This is a genomic window from Lysinibacillus sp. AR18-8, from assembly GCF_001705465.1.
Classification (GTDB): domain Bacteria; phylum Bacillota; class Bacilli; order Bacillales_A; family Planococcaceae; genus Lysinibacillus; species Lysinibacillus capsici.
The window spans coordinates 154,740-173,622 of record NZ_MDGU01000004.1; the positions used below are offsets into that span (position 1 = coordinate 154,740).

Annotated in this window: 17 protein-coding genes; 8 read left to right on the plus strand and 9 right to left on the minus strand. The window is 37.4% G+C overall.

The annotated features are described in order from the left end of the window. Nucleotides 1-117 precede the first annotated feature (117 nt). Nucleotides 118-657 carry a hydrolase gene (locus tag BFM98_RS02225; protein ID WP_066036438.1) on the minus strand — a complete coding sequence of 180 codons (540 nt, stop codon included), beginning with the start codon at nt 655-657 and terminating at the stop codon, nt 118-120. Between the two features lie 390 nt (nt 658-1,047). On the opposite strand from BFM98_RS02225, the gene serC reads away from it, so the two are divergent. After that, nucleotides 1,048-2,136 carry a 3-phosphoserine/phosphohydroxythreonine transaminase gene (gene serC / locus BFM98_RS02230; RefSeq protein ID WP_066036439.1) on the plus strand — a complete coding sequence of 363 codons (1,089 nt, stop codon included), beginning with the start codon at nt 1,048-1,050 and terminating at the stop codon, nt 2,134-2,136. A 279-nt stretch (nt 2,137-2,415) separates the two neighbouring features. Further along, on the plus strand, nt 2,416-2,799 hold the full coding sequence (locus BFM98_RS02235) for a hypothetical protein (protein WP_048392221.1): 384 nt from the start codon (nt 2,416-2,418) through the stop codon (nt 2,797-2,799). Between the two features lie 63 nt (nt 2,800-2,862). Here BFM98_RS02235 and BFM98_RS02240 read toward each other — a convergent pair whose 3' ends face one another. Genes BFM98_RS02240 through BFM98_RS02250 form a run of 3 tightly spaced genes read right to left on the minus strand, consistent with a single transcriptional unit; the run spans nt 2,863 to nt 4,911 of the window. Continuing rightward, nucleotides 2,863-3,291, minus strand: a complete 429-nt coding sequence (locus BFM98_RS02240; protein WP_048392220.1) for a Fur family transcriptional regulator — start codon at nt 3,289-3,291, stop codon at nt 2,863-2,865. After that, on the minus strand, nt 3,288-4,151 hold the full coding sequence (locus BFM98_RS02245; protein WP_048392219.1) for a metal ABC transporter permease: 864 nt from the start codon (nt 4,149-4,151) through the stop codon (nt 3,288-3,290). Before BFM98_RS02245 ends, BFM98_RS02240 begins: the two co-directional genes overlap by 4 nt. A gap of 13 nt (nt 4,152-4,164) precedes the next feature. Then, nucleotides 4,165-4,911: a metal ABC transporter ATP-binding protein gene (locus BFM98_RS02250; protein ID WP_048392218.1), complete on the minus strand. Its 747-nt coding sequence runs from the start codon at nt 4,909-4,911 to the stop codon at nt 4,165-4,167. Between the two features lie 165 nt (nt 4,912-5,076). Between BFM98_RS02250 and BFM98_RS02255 the strand changes: the two genes are divergently transcribed. Further along, the gene (locus BFM98_RS02255; protein ID WP_004227236.1) at nt 5,077-5,313 is read left to right on the plus strand and encodes a Nif11 family protein; all 237 of its coding nucleotides are present in this window, start codon (nt 5,077-5,079) and stop codon (nt 5,311-5,313) included. Between the two features lie 44 nt (nt 5,314-5,357). Here BFM98_RS02255 and BFM98_RS02260 read toward each other — a convergent pair whose 3' ends face one another. Both BFM98_RS02260 and BFM98_RS02265 read right to left on the minus strand, forming a co-directional pair. Then, the gene (locus tag BFM98_RS02260) at nt 5,358-6,251 is read right to left on the minus strand and encodes a deoxyribonuclease IV (RefSeq protein WP_048392217.1); all 894 of its coding nucleotides are present in this window, start codon (nt 6,249-6,251) and stop codon (nt 5,358-5,360) included. 12 nt (nt 6,252-6,263) lie between these two features. Next, on the minus strand, nt 6,264-7,565 hold the full coding sequence (locus BFM98_RS02265; RefSeq protein WP_048392216.1) for a DEAD/DEAH box helicase: 1,302 nt from the start codon (nt 7,563-7,565) through the stop codon (nt 6,264-6,266). 293 nt (nt 7,566-7,858) lie between these two features. Here BFM98_RS02265 and BFM98_RS02270 point away from each other — a divergent pair, with 293 nt between their 5' ends. Next, nucleotides 7,859-8,914 carry a 2,3-butanediol dehydrogenase gene (locus BFM98_RS02270; RefSeq protein WP_048392215.1) on the plus strand — a complete coding sequence of 352 codons (1,056 nt, stop codon included), beginning with the start codon at nt 7,859-7,861 and terminating at the stop codon, nt 8,912-8,914. Between the two features lie 50 nt (nt 8,915-8,964). Here the strand turns inward: BFM98_RS02270 and kdpC are convergent, their stop codons facing one another. Genes kdpC through kdpA form a run of 3 tightly spaced genes read right to left on the minus strand, consistent with a single transcriptional unit; the run spans nt 8,965 to nt 13,394 of the window. After that, nucleotides 8,965-9,609 carry a potassium-transporting ATPase subunit KdpC gene (gene kdpC / locus BFM98_RS02275; RefSeq protein WP_048392214.1) on the minus strand — a complete coding sequence of 215 codons (645 nt, stop codon included), beginning with the start codon at nt 9,607-9,609 and terminating at the stop codon, nt 8,965-8,967. 11 nt (nt 9,610-9,620) lie between these two features. After that, a complete protein-coding gene (kdpB, locus tag BFM98_RS02280) occupies nt 9,621-11,684 on the minus strand; it encodes a potassium-transporting ATPase subunit KdpB (protein ID WP_054550106.1) in 2,064 nt (687 codons plus the stop codon). A gap of 15 nt (nt 11,685-11,699) precedes the next feature. Next, nucleotides 11,700-13,394: a potassium-transporting ATPase subunit KdpA gene (kdpA, locus tag BFM98_RS02285; protein WP_054550105.1), complete on the minus strand. Its 1,695-nt coding sequence runs from the start codon at nt 13,392-13,394 to the stop codon at nt 11,700-11,702. Between the two features lie 373 nt (nt 13,395-13,767). On the opposite strand from kdpA, the gene BFM98_RS02290 reads away from it, so the two are divergent. The 4 genes from BFM98_RS02290 to BFM98_RS02305 all read left to right on the plus strand — a co-directional run bounded on the left by BFM98_RS02290 (nt 13,768) and on the right by BFM98_RS02305 (nt 18,874). After that, on the plus strand, nt 13,768-16,473 hold the full coding sequence (locus BFM98_RS02290) for a sensor histidine kinase (RefSeq protein WP_066036440.1): 2,706 nt from the start codon (nt 13,768-13,770) through the stop codon (nt 16,471-16,473). Further along, nucleotides 16,466-17,173: a response regulator transcription factor gene (locus BFM98_RS02295; RefSeq protein ID WP_004227221.1), complete on the plus strand. Its 708-nt coding sequence runs from the start codon at nt 16,466-16,468 to the stop codon at nt 17,171-17,173. Before BFM98_RS02290 ends, BFM98_RS02295 begins: the two co-directional genes overlap by 8 nt. A 161-nt stretch (nt 17,174-17,334) precedes the next feature. Then, entirely contained in the window at nt 17,335-17,829 is a 495-nt protein-coding gene (gene vrrA, locus BFM98_RS02300) for a VrrA/YqfQ family protein (protein ID WP_004227219.1), read from the plus strand. 76 nt (nt 17,830-17,905) lie between these two features. Then, on the plus strand, nt 17,906-18,874 hold the full coding sequence (locus BFM98_RS02305; RefSeq protein ID WP_048392210.1) for a 4-hydroxy-3-methylbut-2-enyl diphosphate reductase: 969 nt from the start codon (nt 17,906-17,908) through the stop codon (nt 18,872-18,874). Nucleotides 18,875-18,883 lie beyond the last annotated feature (9 nt).

The following is an 18,883-nucleotide window of genomic DNA, read 5'->3' on the forward strand; positions in this document are numbered from 1 at the left end:
TAGACATCTACATTTATTCAATCTAACCCAATTTCTTTGTATATATTTCTCTTGAAAGCAAAATTGTTATTACAATGAATGGAATAAACATACCAATTGTTTCAATTTTAATTTGCGTTATTTAACAAGCTTCAAAATGGTTTTAAAATGTTCATGATCTGCACGTTGTAGTAGCTCATACAAGATCATTTCGGTGCTAGTTGGGTAAATACCCAGCGCATGCATCTTTGTAAGCCCAATTTCTTTATTTGCCTTTGTTCGAGAAGATACTGCATCTACAACAACCTCTACTTCAAATCCTTGTTCTTTCAGGTGTCTAGCCGATTGGTACACACAAATATGTGTTTCAATACCTGTCACAATGAATTGAGTACGTCCATTTTCCTTCATAGCCTCTACAAATGCCTCTTCTTGGCACGCACTAAAGGCCATTTTAGGAATCGGTTGCCCTTCTTCTAAATGCTGAGCAATCTCAAGAGCAGTTCCGCCTAAACGACTTGGATTTTGTTCTAGCCATAAAATAGGTACTTCCAGTGCCTGCATTGCTTGTACGAGCTTTGCCACATTTTCAATTACCATTTCACTGTCATCAACAATTGTTGCTAACTTTCCTTGCACATCTACAACTACTAAACAAGCTTTCTCTACTGTAAACATCCTGAACACCTCTTTTTCTTTATAATACTATACAAAAACCTGCTTATCTCTCGTAAAGTAATAAGGAGTTTTCTCTAACAATCGATTTTAATGGTTTTGCTTTAGCCTGTAGGTTTCACACTCCCAATAAGGAAATACTTGTAAATTAAAACACGAACATTATCGTTTTTATGGTAATAAAAAATATTTAATATACGGAAAATATCACTTAATTTAAAAAATAACTTTCTATTTGTTCGTTTTTAATGAAAAATACCTGCTTAAATGTGTACATTTTGTTGCGAGTCTGTCTCCATTCTGCTCAAATATTAAGAATTTTATTTTTTCTCTTGAAAATTAGGTTATAATCCAGTAAAGTTCTGTTATTAACCAAACAAGGAGTGTACCACTTTGACACAACGTGCATACAATTTCAACGCAGGTCCATCTGCTCTACCACAAGAAGTATTAGAAAATGCTCAACAGCAATTAGTAAACTTCCGTGATTCAGGTATGTCCATTATGGAAATGAGTCACCGTAGTGCCATTTTTGATGAAGTACATAACGAAGCCATTACTTTATTAAAAAAACTTTATGCTATTCCTGAAAACTATGAGGTACTATTCTTACAGGGTGGAGCAAGCCTTCAGTTTACAATGGTGCCTATGAACTTCTTAACAACTGAGCAAAAAGCTAGCTATGTATTATCAGGCTCATGGTCTGAGAAAGCTTTTAAGGAAGCTAAATTATTTGGGACACCTGTTGAAGCTGCAAGCACAAAAGAAAACCAATACCGCAATATTCCTGCTTTAGAAGATATTCAATTCAATGAAGATGATGCATATGTTCACATCACATCCAATAATACGATATATGGTACGCAATGGAAAAACTACCCTGATACAGGAAATGTTCCATTAGTGGCAGATATGTCAAGTGACATCCTATCAAAACCAGTTGATATTGAAAAGTTCGGAATCATCTATGCTGGTGCTCAAAAAAACCTTGGTCCTTCAGGTGTAACGGTCGTAATTATTCGCAAAGATTTACTTGAAAAAGCCAATAAAAATATTCCAACGATGCTAAAGTATACAACACATGCTGATAGTAATTCACTTTATAATACACCTCCAACATTTGGGATCTATATGCTAGGCGAGGTGTTAAAATGGGTTGAAGCTAAAGGCGGCGTAGCAGAAATTGAGAAACATAATGAATTAAAGGCCAAAGTCATTTATGATGCCATTGACAATAGTAATGGTTTCTACAAAGGCCATGCCACACCAGATAGCCGTTCTTTAATGAACATTACATTCCGTGTTGCAGATGAGGAGCTGGAAAAACTATTCCTTGTAGAGGCAAAGGCAGCAGGTTTTGTTGGGCTAAATGGACATCGTTCTGTAGGTGGTTGTCGTGCTTCCACTTATAATGCAGTGCCCCTTGAGGCATGTGAAGCTTTACGAGATTTCATGGTAGATTTCCAACAAAAACATCAATAAACTTCTATTTAAAAGATGAATCTTTACAGAAATGTAAAGACTCATCTTTTTTTCGCGCTTGTAGAAGGAAATAAGAAATCTATCCCCATACCATTAGCTTGATTAGATGTTTATAGCAATATCTCAGCTTAGGGCTTTACACATTGCAAAAGTTTTTGAGAAAAATATAGATTTTTAAGCAGCCTATCGGACATATCGCCAGCCTCTAGCTATGCACCAAACATAGATTATTACTGTAAGGGTTACCCTTACGAAACTAGAGGAAGGGAGGTCTAGACAATGGAAGATAAAAGATATATGTCACATATGAACTGGCAAGGCTGTAAATGTCCTAAAAAAGAGGAAAAATGCTGTCAACGTAAAGTTGAAAAATGTCATTGCCAAAAAGAGGAAAAATGTCATTGTAAAAAAGAAGAAAAATGTACACCAAGAATGAGCAGCAACTGTAGAGGCTGTATTTGTCACCAATTAAGAAAATTAGAGCTAGCTACTACACTAGATATCTTCTTATCTGGAGGTATTAGCTTCTTAGGTGTGACTTTCATTTCCTTCGATCCAAGAAATTGCTGTGCATACTTCCTTGAGCCAGGTGCAGCAGCTGCTTCTCCTTTAATCGTAGATTGCAATAAAATTGTTGCGATTCGTCGAGTGGCAGTAGCTTAATCCTTTTAGAGGGTAGCCTTCTATAGGCACCCTCTTATTACATAGAAAAAACTCTGTCAACATTTAATGTGACAGAGTGTCATGCTTACAATCAGGGCACTTACCATATATTTCAAACTTATGATTTTCAATTTCATAATCAGGCAATTTTTCACCTAACATTTCCATTGGACAAAGATTAAGCTCTTTGACGTTGCCACAGTCCATACAGATAAAATGATGGTGATGATGCGCAGATTCACAGTGCATACGGAAATTACGTTCCCCGGATAGCTCTGTTTCTTCTAATATCCCAAGTTTCACAAAAGTAGCAAGGTTACGATAAATAGTATCAAAACTCATTCCCGGAAAATCTTTTTTTAAAACATCCAATAAATCACGGGCTGTTAGATATTTATCTGTTGCTGCAAACATATCTAATATTAACTCCCGTTTATCTGTTTTTTTATAGCCATTTTCCTTTAATATTTCCCACGCTCTTGAAATATTCATTGCGCTACCTCCCCCTGCTTTGCAGCCATTTTAAGTGCTACTTTCTTCCCTAGGATTACAAGTAACAAAATCAGAATAGAAGTGACAACAATCGTGCCTCCTGGCGCTAAATCCATATAAAATGCGCTAATTAGACCAATTAGTACAGCTGTTTCTCCAAAAACAATGGCAAAAATGATGGTTTGTTTAAAGCCCTTTGCCAAGCGCATTGCTGCTGCAACAGGCAATGTCATCAGAGATGATACAAGTAAAATACCAACTATGCGCATACTTGCCGCAATGACAAGCGCTGTCACAATCATAAATAAAAGATGAACCCAACGAGCCGGAAGTCCACTAGCTTTTGCATATTCCTCATCAAAAGACAAAACAAATAATTCTTTAAAAAATAAAAACAAAAAGATAATCACAATGGCAGCAATGCCAATCACTACCCATAAGTCTTGACGAGATACAGCAGAAACCGAGCCGAATAAATAACTCATTAAATCTGTGCTAAAACCACTGGCAAGTGAAATAAAGATGGCGCTAATCCCAATACCACCTGACATGATAATTGGAATGGCAAGCTCCTCATAGTGCTTATACAAACGTCTTAAACGCTCAATCAAGACAGAGCCACTCACAGAGGCTAGTATTCCTAGATAAATAGGATTGAGCATTGCTAAGGCTGTTACTGATTGACTAATGTATAAGCTCCCAGCAATTCCTGCAAGTGTTACATGCGACAAAGCATCCGCAATCAAGGATAGCCTACGTACAACAATAAACACACCCAGCAGGGGCGCAAGTATGCCAATTAATAATCCAGAGAAAAAGGCATTTTGTAAAAATTCATAATGTAAAATTGCTTCAATCATATGCCTGCTCCTTCTAATGAATCTTTCTCACGGAATGGCCATACCAAGCGTCTAGCGCATCCTGAGAAATATTATCAAATTCATTTTTATAGCCGTGGAAGTGAATCGTTTGATTCAAACATGCCACATGGCTGATACGATTCGATACCGTATCGACATCGTGTGTGACAAGAATCATCGTAATTCCTTGTTCCCGATTTAATTTCGCCAGCATATCATAAAATGACTGCACATTCTCGTGATCAATGCCGACAGTTGGCTCATCTAAAATGAGCAATTTGGGATTACTGACTAAAGCTCTTGCAATAAAAACACGTTGTTGTTGTCCACCAGATAGTTCTCCAATGTTGCGATTCATATAAGCATCCATGCCAACTGCCTTTAAAGCTTCTTGAACTTTGTCTTTGGCATCTCGGCCAGGTCTTTTAAAAAGCCCTAATTTTTTCGTTAATCCACTTTTCACGACCTCTTGCACGGTTGCCGGGAACCCAGAATTAAAGGCATTGGATTTTTGCGAGACATAGCCAATCCATTCACGGTGCTTAAAATTTGCACTTGGTTCACCAAATAATTTTATTTCTCCGGATAAAGGTTTCAGCAAACCTAAAATAATTTTTAATAATGTTGATTTTCCCGAACCATTTGGGCCGAGAAGTGCTAAAAAATCTCCCTCTTCTACACGAAAAGAAATGTTTTTTAAAACTTGCGTATAGTCATATTGAAATGACACATTTTCAATGTCAATAAGTGTTGTTTTCATGCATGATCGCTTCTTTCTAATTCAAAATCATTACGATTTACAAATTGTAAGTATAAAGGAAAGTGCAGTTTTTGTAAAGAAAAGAAGATGGATGCTTTTTCGAATAGCTGATTGCAAGTGTATAAATGATTTCGTGAAAATTAATGAGATAAAGGAGGATTGACTTTGAGTATTCAATTTTTACAGCAATTAGCACAAAGCACGGATAAGGAAATTGTCGCGATTGCTCGTGAAGAAGGCTTTAGCATTACGACTTCTGAAGTAAAAAAACTTCGACCTTATTTGGAGCAATTCTCATTTTCTTGGCTATTTTTAGGTATTCCTAAAGATATTCTTGTTGAAGTGGAGGCCGTTTTAGGAAGAAAGCGCTCTCGTCAACTTATCGCCTTGTTTACAAAATAAAAAAAGCCCGAAATCAGAACTAGCCTGATTTCGGGTTATTTCTGTTAGCCTTTTAAAGCTTCAATATGCTCAGGTTTAAAAGTACCGCTTCGTAACATATCGATTTCCACTTTATACGGAGCTACCTTAGATTTAGCGTCACTCTTGAGAGGGACAAAGGGTGTTTCTAAAATTTTAGGAACATCCATTAATTGTGGATGGTGTACTACATAGTTAAGGGCATCAAAGCCAATATGACCAAAGCCAATATTTTCGTGACGATCCTTACCTGCACCGCGCACATTTTTGGAGTCATTGATATGCAATACTTTAATGCGTTCCACGCCTATAATTTTATCAAATTCGTTTAATACACCATCAAAATCTTCCACGATATTATAGCCAGCATCATGTGTATGACAGGTATCAAAGCATATAGAAAGTCGCTCGTTATTCGTTACACCATCAATAATTTTAGCAAGTTCTTCAAAGGAACGTCCACATTCTGTCCCCTTCCCTGCCATGGTTTCTAATGCAATTTGAACGGGATAGTCCTGAGACAATACCTCATTTAAACCTTCAATAATTTTAGCAATACCAGCATCAGCACCAGCTCCTACATGGGCACCAGGGTGTAAAACAATTTGCGTTGCCTCCAGTGCAGCAGTACGTTCAATTTCCGATTGTAGAAAATCTACACCGAGACGGAATGTTTCTGGTTTTTCCGTATTGCCAATATTAATAATGTAAGGTGCATGTACAACAATATTGGTCATCCCATGCTCTTTCATATGCAGGAGTCCATTCATAATGTTTAAGTCAGCAATGGCTTTGCGACGTGTATTTTGCGGTGCTCCAGTATAAATCATAAATGTATTGGCTCCGTATGACAGTGCCTCTTTACTAGAGCCAAGTAGCATTTCTTTCCCGCTCATCGAAACATGTGAGCCAAGTAACATGGAAAAGCCCCCTTATTTTTTACCGCGTGCCTTTAAGCGACGTTCACGTTTTTTAATTTTTTCCATTTCCCATTTCATATTACGTTTATAGCCAGGTTTTACCTTTTTAGGCTTACGTACCAACGCTTTTGCTTTCACATCAATTTCATTCTCTTGCTTCACACGATTTTTACGGGCATGACGCTCTTTTAACTCTGACCATTCGCCATCTTTTACATCTTTTTGTACAAAAGGAATGCCCATTTTTTCTACGCGAACTACTGCATCCTCATCTGATGGCTCAAATAAAGTAATGGCTGTCCCTTTATTGCCTGCACGCGCTGTTCGACCAACGCGGTGAATAAAGAATTCTAAGTCTTCTGGAATCTCGTAGTTAATAACATGAGAAATGCCTTGGATATCAATACCACGAGCAGCTAAGTCAGTTGCTACAATGTATTGGTAGTCAAGATCACGGATTTGCTTCATCATTTTTTTACGATCACGTGGACTTAAATCACCGTGAATTTGGCCACAACGGATACCATGCTCATTTAAATAGCCAGCAACGTGTTCTGCTGTCTTACGTGTGTTGGTAAAGATAACAGCTAAAAAGGGATTAATGCCCTCAATGACTTCTAATAAACGTTTATTACGAGATTTTGAGCGCACTGGTACAAGTACAAAATCGATACCTTCTGCCACTGGTCGTTTATCATTCATATGGACATGCACTGGTGCTTCCATGTATTTCTTTAAAAACGGCTGAAGTTTTTCTGGTATTGTTGCAGAGAAAACATACATTTCAAGCTTTTCGGGCATCTGTGAAGCAAATCCATCAATCTCTTCAATGAAGCCCATATCAAAAGCTAGATCCGCTTCATCGACAACTAAAATTGGTGCTGTATGCACAAATAGCGCTTGTGCTGAAACAAGGTCACGAATACGTCCTGGTGTTCCAACAACAATTTGTGGCTGTGTTTTTAATTTATCAATGGAGCGTTGTTTGTCCGTACCCCCAATAAATAGTTTTGCTTGAATAGCTGTTCCTTCTATTAATTGATTTAATGCATCAAAAATTTGCTGTGCTAACTCTCGTGTAGGAGAAGTAATAACGGCCTGTACTTCCTGTTTTTCTACATCAATACGTTGAACAATTGGAATTAAAAAACTATGTGTTTTCCCTGTTCCTGTATGTGCCTGTCCAATAGCACTTTTCCCTTTTAATAAAAGCGGAATAATTTCTTTTTGAATTGGTGTCGGTTCTGTAAAGCCAAGATTTGCAATGGCGTCCTGCAAAAATGGCTGAAAATTATAATCAGTATATTTTGACATCATTCGTTCCTCCTAACATCTTTTTCATTGTACCATGATTCGAACTTTAAGGTATATTTACGTCCTATTTCTTACTAGCATAAACATATTTTTAATGTTTTATTATCACCGTAACAAAGCCCTTATCAAAGGTACTTGAAATACGCAGAATATGCAATCAAAAAAGCGCTGTAACAATGTTCGAAAACGCTTGTAATATGTAATTTTTATGTCAATTTATAGGGAACTAATGATTAGCAGATTCCCCACATGTTATGATAGAGCTGTAAGATATTATGGGAGGTTGGTAGATTATGAAAGCAGCAAGATGGTATAAAGCAAAAGACATCCGTGTAGAAAACATTGAAGAACCAGTCATCGCACCTGGAAAAGTAAAAATCAAAGTACATTGGACAGGGATTTGTGGCAGTGATTTACATGAATACGCAGCTGGGCCAATCTTTATTCCAGTGGAGCAACCTCACTATGTAAGTAAAGACATAGCACCTATTGTAATGGGACATGAATTTTCAGGTGAAGTAGTTGAAATTGGCGATGGTGTTACATCTGTTAAAATCGGTGATCCTGTAGTAGTAGAACCAATCCTTGCATGTGGCGAATGTGCTGCCTGTAAAAAAGGTAAATATAATATTTGTAAACATTTAGGTTTTCACGGTCTTTCAGGCGGTGGCGGTGGATTCTCCGAATATACAATGGTAGATGAAAAAATGGTTCACAAAATGCCAGAAGGGCTTTCTTATGAGCAAGGAGCACTTGTTGAACCAGCAGCAGTCGCTTTACATGCCGTGCGTCAAAGTAAATTAAAAGCCGGTGACAAAGCTGCCGTCTTTGGAACAGGACCAATCGGGCTACTTGTCATTGAAGCATTACGTGCAGCGGGCGCATCAGAAATCTATGCTGTAGAGCTTTCAGCAGAGCGTGCCGCAAAAGCTTTAGAACTTGGTGCAACAGCCGTCATTAATCCTAAAGAGGAAGATGCCGTTGCGCGTCTACATGAATTAACAAATGGTGGTGTAGATGTTGCCTTTGAAGTAACGGGCGTTCCTGTGGTATTACAACAAGCTATTGACTCAACAACTTTTGAAGGTGAAACAATCATCGTGTCGATTTGGGAGTCTACAGCTGCTATCCAACCGAACAATATCGTTCTATCAGAGCGAACAGTCAAAGGAATTATTGCCTACCGCGATATTTTCCCAGCCGTAATGGAGCTGATGACCCAAGGTTACTTCCCTGCAGACAAGCTTGTTACGAAACGAATTGCTCTTGATGAAGTGGTAACAGAAGGCTTTGAGGCATTAATGAAGGAACGTAATCATATTAAAATTCTTGTAAATTCTCAAGCATAAAATACGATCAGGTAGAGAATAAAGCATTTCTCTACCTGATTTTATAGTTATTATTCTTGTCTATTATCCATTTTTTTCATGATAGTTAAATTCGCCATTAGAACGTTCACTTTATTTTCTCCAAAGATTCCTAGTGTTCGTTTCTCCGTATTTTCTTCAATGATTTTTTCAATCTCTTCTTCTGAAAGACCGCTTGCTAGGGCAATGCGCTTCACTTGAATGTTTGCAGCCTTCACACTAATATGTGGATCCAGCCCTGAGCCAGAAGCTGTCATTAAATCTGCAGGTATATCTTGGCGTTTTACTGTTGGGTTTGCATGTAGAAACTTCTTGATATCTGCTTCAATTCGCTTCTTCAATTCTGGATTAGATGGTGCATAGTTAAAAGTTCCAGAAGTCACACCACTATAATTTAACTGACCATTTTTGTCTGGTACCGTATCATCCTCAGTATAAACATTATAATGAATGGCTGAAACACGTCCCCAGAAATATGATGGTGCTGAAAAGGATTGACCGATCAGTTCTGAACCAACAGCTTTACCATTGATTTCTAGTAAACTACCATTTGCTTGATGATGGAGTAATCCTTGAGCTAAAGCAGTCACCGCAAAAGGGTAGATTAGCCCACACAGTATAAACATTGTTATTGTAATCAGAATTGCTTGCTTTAAGTTCATAAATAGTTTTCGCATGTACCTTCCTCCTATAGCCCAAAACTACGGCATAGTGGACCAACTAGTATGTCAATTAACTTAATCCCAATAAAAGGAGCTATAATACCACCTATACCATAGACTAATAAATTTTTATTCAAAAGTTTTGTAGCACTCATTGGTTTATACGTTACTCCCTTTATTGCAATTGGAATTAACAAGGGAATAATGACTGCATTAAAAATTAAGGCAGAAATAATCGCACTTGTTGAAGAATTAAGTTTCATTATGTTTAATGCGCTCATCTCAGGTACAGCCACCATCAACATAGCAGGTATGATGGCAAAATATTTTGCTATATCGTTAGCGATACTAAATGTTGTTAAAGCGCCACGTGTCATCAGAAGCTGCTTCCCTATCTCTACAATTTCAATAATTTTAGTTGGATTTGAATCTAAATCAACCATATTAGCTGCTTCTTTTGCTGCATTTGTACCTGAATTCATTGCAAGACCAACATTGGCCTGCGCTAACGCTGGTGCATCATTTGTACCATCACCAGTCATTGCTACTACCTTCCCTTGTGCCTGTTCATCCTTAATGACTTGAATCTTATCCTCAGGTTTGCTTTCTGCGATAAAGCTATCTACTCCAGCTTCCTTTGCAATGGCTGCTGCTGTAAGTGGATTATCTCCTGTACACATAATGGTTTTAATCCCCATTTCACGAAGCTGTTCAAAACGTTCCTTTAGTCCAGCCTTGACAATATCCTTTAGATAAATAACGCCTAAAATTTTATCATTCAGTGCTACGACCAGAGGCGTCCCCCCTACTGTAGATACTTGTTGAACCAGCAACTCTAGATTTGAAGGAATACTGTACCCTGCCTTCAAACTCTCTCTTTTTATCGTATCATAGGCACCTTTTCGAATTTTTGTGCCATCCACCCTATCCAAGCCACTCATTCGTGTTTGTGCAGTGAAGGGAATATGTTTACTTGTCTGGATAATGCTTTTTTCACCGTCCGTATTCACCCCTAATTCGCAAGCAAGCGATAAGATAGATTTTCCCTCAGGTGTATCATCTGTTAGAGAACTAAGCCATGCAGCTTGCATTAACTCTTCCCTGGCAATTCCTTTTACTGGTAGAAACTCAGCTGCCATTCGATTGCCATATGTTATCGTGCCAGTCTTATCTAAGATTAATGTATCCACATCTCCACAGGCTTCCACCGCTCTCCCAGACATTGCGATGACGTTAAATTGTGTTACCCTATCCATACCTGCAATACCAATTGCGGATAATAATCCACCAATCGTTGTAGGAATTAAACAAACTGTAAGTGCTATTAATGTTGCGATAGAAATTGGCACATTCAAATACATAGTCATTGGATAGAGGGACACTACCACTAACAGAAAGATAATTGTTAAACTTACTAGAAGTGTATTAAGGGCTATTTCATTTGGTGTTTTCTTACGGCTAGCCCCTTCAATTAGCGTAATCATTTTATCCAGAAATGATTCGCCAGGCAATGAAGTAATTTCAATCATCAACCAATCACTCGTAACCGTCGTACCACCCGTAACGGATGAAAAATCGCCACCTCGTTCTTTTACAACAGGGGCAGATTCACCTGTTATTGCCGATTCATCCACAGTAGCAATGCCATCAATGACTTCCCCATCATTTGGAATTACCTCTCCAGCTTGAACTAATACAATATCTCCTTTTTTAAGGTCATTGGCCTGTTTAAGGATTTCCGTACCATCATGAAGCAACACACGAGCCTGTGTCACTGTCTTTGTTTTTTTTAAAGTTTGAACTTGTGCTTTACCTCTTCCTTCTGCAATTGACTCTGCAAAATTAGCAAATAGAATTGTAACAAAAAGTAGGATAGCAACTATTCCATTGTATAATCGAGCATGTTCTTCTACTACACTCCCAAACATATTTGGAAAAAGAACTAATAGCACCACAAACAAAAATCCTACTTCTACAACAAACATAACAGGATTTTTTAGCATATAAGTGGGACTAAACTTTTTTAAAGCGTCTATCATTGCATTTTTCAGCATCTTACTTGTCAAAAAACTCTTTCTTACTGTTTCCATATGCTCACTCCTCCATTAAGAATAAAGTTGTAAATGCTCTGTAATTGGACCAAGTGCTAAAGCTGGTAAAAATGTTAATGCACCAATCATTAAAACGATAGCCACTAGTAAAAAAGTAAAAGTAGTATTATCCGTTTTTAATGTTCCTATTGAATCACTGTGCCAAAATTTTTTGGCAAGTAGTGACGCAATCGCAAGTTGAATGATAATGGTTAAATATCGTCCAAAGAACATTGCAAGTCCTGTTGTCACGTTCCAAAATGTGGAATTATCTGCTAACCCTTCGAACCCTGAGCCGTTGTTGGCAGAGGCTGAAGCAAATTCATATAAAACCTGTGATAATCCGTGAGCACCTGGATTCGTTATGCCTGCTATTCCTGTTGGTGTTACAACTGCTAGTGCTGAAAATAGCAAAATAATAGCCGGATGAATCAAAATGCATAGAGCAATTAATTTCATTTCTTTCTCTTCAATCTTTTTACCTAAAAACTGAGGAGATCGCCCAATCATTAAACAGGCAATAAAAATTGTTAGTAGAACATACATCATCATGTTCATCAGGCCGACCCCTTTACCACCAAACACAACATTTAGCATCATATTAAACATCGGTACTAGACCCCCAAGAGGCGTCAATGTATCGTGCATATTGTTAACAGATCCTGTTGTAAACGCAGTAGTGACAGTGGTAAATAATGCTGATTGTACTACTCCAAAACGCATTTCTTTTCCTTCCATGCTCCCTAGCTCCTGTGTTATACCGAGTTCACTTATAATTGGATTACCAGCCTTCTCTGCTATGTACACAGTCACTAATCCGAGTAGAAACAATATACTCATTGCTGCAAAAATAGCTAAACCTTGTTTTCCAAAAATAGTTTTCTTTTTTCTATAAGCAATCATCAAACTAAAGGCAACTACACAAGCGCCCGGCAATAGCATCATCGATAACATCTCCACTATATTTGAGAGAACGGTTGGATTTTCAAAAGGTGTTGTTGAATTGGCTCCGTTAAAGCCCCCACCATTCGTACCTATATGCTTAATCGATTCTAGAGAAGCAACAGGTCCAAGTGCAATATCTTGTAATTTTCCTTCGATCGTTTGTACTGTTTTATTTGCACTTAAGGTTTGTGGTGTCCCTTGAGATACTAAAATAATGGCAACAATGATGGAGATAGGCATTAAAATACGCGTAATAACACGAACAAAATCAATAAAGAAATTCCCAATAGTATCTGTTTTCGCAACAAGGCGACGACAAAACGCCATACAAGCTGCATAACCAGTAGCTGCAGATGTAAACATCATGAAGATAATGACTAGCATCTGTGATAAATAACTGAGTCCAGATTCACCGCTATAATGTTGAAGATTTGTATTGGTTATAAAAGAAATAATCGTGTTAAATGAAAGTGTAGCTTCCATATTGCTAATATTATTTGGATTTAAAAACAGGAATGATTGAATGCGCAACAAAAAATATCCAATAAAAACCATAATTGCATTTGTAAGTATTAATGAAAGTACATATTCTTTACCATTCATATCTACTTGTTTAATGCCACACAATTTATAAATTACTGCATCAACTTTGTCTAAAATAGGATCAAGCCATGTTTTTTGATGTAATGTTACCCGATATAGATAATGCCCAGTTAAGATAACGAGCGGTAAATAAATAATTAATACTATGGCTATTTGCCACATAGTGCATTACCTCCTAACAGCCTTTAATAATTTTCAGGACAAAGTAATGCATGCCCTAGATAACCAAACAAGAATACAAGTACAATCCCGATAAAAATCCACATTCCTATCTCCTCCTTATTGCTCATCCACTAGTTTGAAGCACCATGTAGTTAATGACAAAAGACTTCCGAAGCTTATCAGTAACAATACAACCATATAAAAGTCCATCAATAAAATACCCCTCCTTCATTTAGGTTGTTCTCATCATACTGACTTTCAAATTAATGTAGTGTTAGGAAATCTACTTTTCTATTAAGAAAGCATAAAGAGGCAAAATCTTTATACTTTCTTAATGGGAGTTAACGCTATAATACAAATGAGGTGAACGAGGATGGAAAATACACGTCCAACTCCTGAGATGTTTTTAGCAAGACTTCAACAGGAGCAACAAATTTTAGGGAATTTAAAAATCTTTCTCGGTTATGCTGCTGGAGTAGGTAAAACTTACGCAATGTTAGATGCAGCACATCAAGCTCAAAAATTAGGTAAAGATGTGGTGATTGGCTATGTAGAACAACATCCTCGTCCAGATACGTTAGCTTTACTAGAAGGGCTAGAGCAAATTCCGACGAAAAAAATAACCTATAGAGGAAAAGCTTTTTATGAATTAGATATTGATGCCGTATTGCAGCGCAAGCCAGAAATTGTTCTTATCGATGAATTGGCACATTCCAATGTTCCAACAATGCGGCACAAGAAGCGTTTTGGAGATGTTGAAGAACTACTGTCAAAGGGGATTCATGTTTATACAACTGTAAATATTCAACATATTGAAAGCCTTCATGACTTAGTAGAAGAAATTACTGACATTAAAGTACGAGAGCGTATCCCTGATTACTTAATTGATCAAGCATCTCAAATAAAAGTTGTAGATATTGAACCAGATGAACTAATACAACGCCTACAAGAAGGTAAAGTTTATGCAAAACAACAAGCGGAAAAAGCACTGCATTCTTTTTTCCGCAAACAAAATTTAGTATCATTACGAGAAATTGCATTACGTAGAGCAGCGGATACAATCAACTATAAACAAATAAACAACCATGAATCTGTCAAACACTCTGTACAAATTGAAGAACACCTACTAGTTGGTATCAGTAGTTCTCCTACAAATGCAAAAGTTATTAGAACCACTGCAAGACTTGCACAAGCATTACACGGTAAATTTACTGCTCTTTATGTACAAAACCTGCAGGAGCAAGAAGGAAGTAGTGCAAATTCAGAACGATTACAACAACACATTAAACTTGTGGAACAGCTTGGCGGCCATGTCGTCATCGTTCAAGAAGACGACGTAGCAGCAGCCCTTGCTAATTATGCTCAAATTAGTGGGGTCACGAAACTTGTTATCGGACGAACAAGTATGAGGAAAAAATGGTGGCGACCAAGCACAAAAATAAGTGACCGCCTGAATGAATTTGTTCCGAACTTAGCCTTACACATAGTACCAGATCAAGAAAATGAACCATTTTATTTTCCTAGTATAAGTAATAAATTATCATTTGAATGGCTTGATTTGTTCAAAATGTTTATCGTATTTTGCTTCATATCAATTGTCGGCTTATATCTATATACAATTGGTATAAGCGAGTCAAACATCATTACAATTTACATTTTAGGGGTCCTCATCCTTGCTATTTGGTCAACTGGATCGATGATGAGTATTATTAACTCCATTATTGCTGTCTTACTTTTTAATTACTTTTTTACAGAGCCTCGATTTTCATTTGATGCTTATCATCGTGACTATCCAATGACATTTTTTATCATGTTTATCTCTGGCGTAATTACGAGTAGCTTAACAAAGAAGATAAAGGAGCAAACCATTATAGCCATTCGTAAATCTTATCGAATGGAGGTGCTCCTTGAAACAAATCGTAGGCTTCAACATGCTAAGTCTATTGAAGAAATAATAGTTGAAGGCATGTCTCAAATTGTTAAATTAGTAGAAAAGCCTGTACAATTTTTCGAAATAAATAACCAGGTAATTGAGAAATCATCTTTCTTTCGTACTGAAACAATGTCTAGTAGTGAAAATCAAAAAATAGCTGTACTTTTCGATAATCCAAATGAATGTGGTGTTGTTAGTTGGGTTACAAATAATAGGCATGTAGCAGGTGTATCTACAGACATCTTTCCTGAAGTGAACGCTTATTATATACCTGTTATTTCTAATGGAGATGTGAAGGGTGTTATAGGTATTGCCCTATCTAAAGTTTCCCCATTGCCTGCATTTGAGCGCAATATTTTGCACGCCATTATTAATGATTTTTCATTCGCTTTGGATAAATGGTATTTACAGAAACTTAATGAGGAAGTAGCGCGAGAAGCTGAAATGGAACAGATGCGAGCTAACCTTTTACGTGCAATCTCTCATGACCTTAGGACACCACTCACTGCTATCTCTGGAAATGCAGATATCTTACTCAACAATGCAGCATTAATACCAGAGATTGAAAAAAATAAATTGTATGAAGATATTTATAAAAATTCAAAATGGCTTGTACAAATGGTTGAAAATTTACTAGCTGTATCTAAGTTAGAGGATGGGCAATTTGCGTTAGAAATGCAAATTGAACTAGTAGAAGATATTATTCAAGAGGCACTTTCCCATGTTATTCGTCAAAACAATACACATAAAATATCTTATGAAATTAAACCTGAGTTTTTATTTGCTTTAATGGATGCTCGACTCATCATACAAGTTTTCATTAATATCATCGATAATGCATTGACTTACACCCCACCAGGTAGTGCCATTACGATCATAGTGAAAGAATCAGATGGATTCGTAAGTTTTAGTATTTCTGACAATGGGCCTGGAATCGATGACGCTTTAAAAAGTAGCTTGTTTGAGCCATTTACAACTGGAAAAGTACAACGCAGTGATAGTAGACGTGGTCTTGGTTTAGGCTTAGCACTCTGTCAAACAATTTTAAAATTACATGGTAGCAGCATAAACGTTTCAGATAATAAACCACAAGGAACGATTTTTAACTTTTCGCTGAAAAAAGGAGTAATGAAATTTGATGAGTAAAAGAATTCTAGTAGTTGAGGACGATGTAGCAATTGCCAATTTAATTAAAATGACATTAGCGACAAACCATTATGAATTCGACATTGCACGTGATGGTAATAGTGCCCTTCAAAAGGCTCTTACCATAAAACCTGACGTTTTTATTTTAGATTTAGGTCTACCAGATATAGATGGCGTAGAACTAATCACAAAAATTAGAAGTTGGAATCAAACACCAATTATCGTCGTAAGTGCTCGTGGAGAAGAACATGATAAAATTAATGCTTTGGATGCAGGTGCAGATGATTATGTAACAAAGCCATTTAGTGTGGAAGAATTATTAGCAAGAATTCGGGTTGCCTTAAGAAGAATGGCCTATGAACAACCACTTGAAAAAGAGAATCCCATTTTCACAAATGGTTATCTTCAAATTAATTATGTTGATCATACAGTATTTGTAAATGGAAAAGAAATACATGTGACGCCGATTGAATATAAGCTTTTAATTGTTTTATCCAAAAATGTTGGGAAAGTTCTAACACATAATTATATTTTAAAGGAAATCTGGCAAAACGCTCTTCAATCAGATGTTCCAAGTTTACGAGTATTTATGGCTACACTTCGAAAAAAAATAGAAGTTAATCCAGCACAGCCCAAACTTATTCAGACACATGTACGGGTAGGCTATCGAATGCTTCGCTATCATGAAGAGGATGAATGAATATGGAGCCTAAGGTCTAGCTGTATTTGGACTTCTACTTTACAAATTCCAGATTACATTTTGCTTTTATGTAGCTTTATTGAACCCTCCTATTAGCCTTTGCATATCATAGCTATAGTCAGGTATGTCATCAATGAAAAACAAGTAGAAAGGAGATCATTATGGTATTTCGACCACCTTATCCATACCCAATGTATCCGGGTGGCATGAGAATGCCCATGCCCATGCAAACACCTCCACAGATGTCGCCACAGTCCTTTTTCCCGCCTGGAGGCTTCCCTGTTCAACCACGAATTCCAGGCGGCTTTCCAATGGCTAATGGAATAGGTTCATTTGGAGGGCAAATGCCGATGCCACCTGTGCAAGAAGCTTCGAAAGTCGGTTCATTTTTACAGCAAGCCAACAGTTTATTTAATACAGCCAAAACCTATACCCCTTATATCCAACAAGCTATGCCGATGGTGAAAAATATTCCATCACTTTTAAAATTGTATAAAGGATTCCAAGGACTTCCTTCCGCTGGTGGTGGAGCAACAGAAGCAGCAGGAAGCGATAGTAAGGCTGCTGGAAGTAGACGGTCATCTAGGCAAAGTGCATCATTTACGCCTCCCGAGCCACTTCCATCTAAACCACGTATTTTCCAACCACCAATGTAAATGAACGTTTCTTTGTATTCACTGTCACTGTCCGTTATAATGTAGATAGGTAAGCTTGAAAGGAGTCACAACCACCATGCAAGTATTAAAAATTAATCCACGTGGCTATTGCTACGGTGTTGTGGATGCGATGGTGATCGCTCGTAACGCCGCACTTGATAAAACATTACCAAGACCTATCTACATCTTAGGGATGATTGTGCATAATAAACACGTCACAGATGCGTTTGAAGAGGATGGGATCATCACGTTAGATGGTGATAACCGCCTAGAAATTATTGAACAAGTTGAAACAGGTACTGTCATTTTTACAGCACATGGTGTTTCACCGGAAATTCGTGAGATTGCGAAGCGAAAAGGCTTAGTGTCCATTGATGCTACATGTCCTGATGTAACAGTTACCCACGATTTAATTCGTGAAAAATCAGCAGAAGGCTATGACATTATTTATATTGGTAAAAAAGGACATCCCGAACCAGAGGGTGCTATTGGCGTTGCCCCGGATCATGTCCACTTAGTACAGTCTTCTAACGATATTGATGCTTTACAATTAACGAATGATAAATTACTTGTCACAAATCAAACGACAATGAGCCAATGGGATGTCGCCCATTTAATGGATAGTTTAAAAGAAAAATTCCCACATATTGAGGTACACAAAGAGATCTGTTTAGCTACACAAGTACGTCAAGAGGCTGTTGCACAGCAAGCAGGTGAAGCGGATTTACTTATTGTTGTAGGTGATCCTAAATCCAATAACTCGAACCGCTTAACACAAGTTTCTGTAGAAATTGCAGGAACACCATCCTATCGAATTGCAGATGTTTCAGAGCTAAAAGTAGAATGGTTAAAAGGTATCAACATCGTTGCTGTAACAGCAGGTGCTTCTACGCCAACACCAATTGTAAAAGAGGTTATTAACTTCCTTGATCAATTTGATGAAAATGATCCATCTACACACGAGATTAAGCGTACAGTAACACTAGATAAAATTCTGCCAAAGATTAAGACACCAACACCTGTTGATAAAATCATGCCCTATTAGTTAATCACA

What these genes read in the sequence shown, in the direction of transcription:
- BFM98_RS02225 (WP_066036438.1), bottom strand. Translation starts at nt 657, where the DNA reads ATGTTTACAGTAGAGAAAGCTTGTTTAGTAGTTGTAGATGTGCAAGGA.
- BFM98_RS02235 (WP_048392221.1), top strand. Translation starts at nt 2,416, where the DNA reads ATGGAAGATAAAAGATATATGTCACATATGAACTGGCAAGGCTGTAAA.
- BFM98_RS02240 (WP_048392220.1), bottom strand. Translation starts at nt 3,291, where the DNA reads ATGAATATTTCAAGAGCGTGGGAAATATTAAAGGAAAATGGCTATAAA.
- BFM98_RS02245 (WP_048392219.1), bottom strand. Translation starts at nt 4,151, where the DNA reads ATGATTGAAGCAATTTTACATTATGAATTTTTACAAAATGCCTTTTTC.
- BFM98_RS02250 (WP_048392218.1), bottom strand. Translation starts at nt 4,911, where the DNA reads ATGAAAACAACACTTATTGACATTGAAAATGTGTCATTTCAATATGAC.
- BFM98_RS02260 (WP_048392217.1), bottom strand. Translation starts at nt 6,251, where the DNA reads ATGTTACTTGGCTCACATGTTTCGATGAGCGGGAAAGAAATGCTACTT.
- BFM98_RS02265 (WP_048392216.1), bottom strand. Translation starts at nt 7,565, where the DNA reads ATGTCAAAATATACTGATTATAATTTTCAGCCATTTTTGCAGGACGCC.
- BFM98_RS02270 (WP_048392215.1), top strand. Translation starts at nt 7,859, where the DNA reads ATGAAAGCAGCAAGATGGTATAAAGCAAAAGACATCCGTGTAGAAAAC.
- kdpC (WP_048392214.1), bottom strand. Translation starts at nt 9,609, where the DNA reads ATGCGAAAACTATTTATGAACTTAAAGCAAGCAATTCTGATTACAATA.
- kdpB (WP_054550106.1), bottom strand. Translation starts at nt 11,684, where the DNA reads ATGGAAACAGTAAGAAAGAGTTTTTTGACAAGTAAGATGCTGAAAAAT.
- kdpA (WP_054550105.1), bottom strand. Translation starts at nt 13,394, where the DNA reads ATGTGGCAAATAGCCATAGTATTAATTATTTATTTACCGCTCGTTATC.
- BFM98_RS02290 (WP_066036440.1), top strand. Translation starts at nt 13,768, where the DNA reads ATGGAAAATACACGTCCAACTCCTGAGATGTTTTTAGCAAGACTTCAA.
- BFM98_RS02295 (WP_004227221.1), top strand. Translation starts at nt 16,466, where the DNA reads ATGAGTAAAAGAATTCTAGTAGTTGAGGACGATGTAGCAATTGCCAAT.
- vrrA (WP_004227219.1), top strand. Translation starts at nt 17,335, where the DNA reads ATGGTATTTCGACCACCTTATCCATACCCAATGTATCCGGGTGGCATG.
- BFM98_RS02305 (WP_048392210.1), top strand. Translation starts at nt 17,906, where the DNA reads ATGCAAGTATTAAAAATTAATCCACGTGGCTATTGCTACGGTGTTGTG.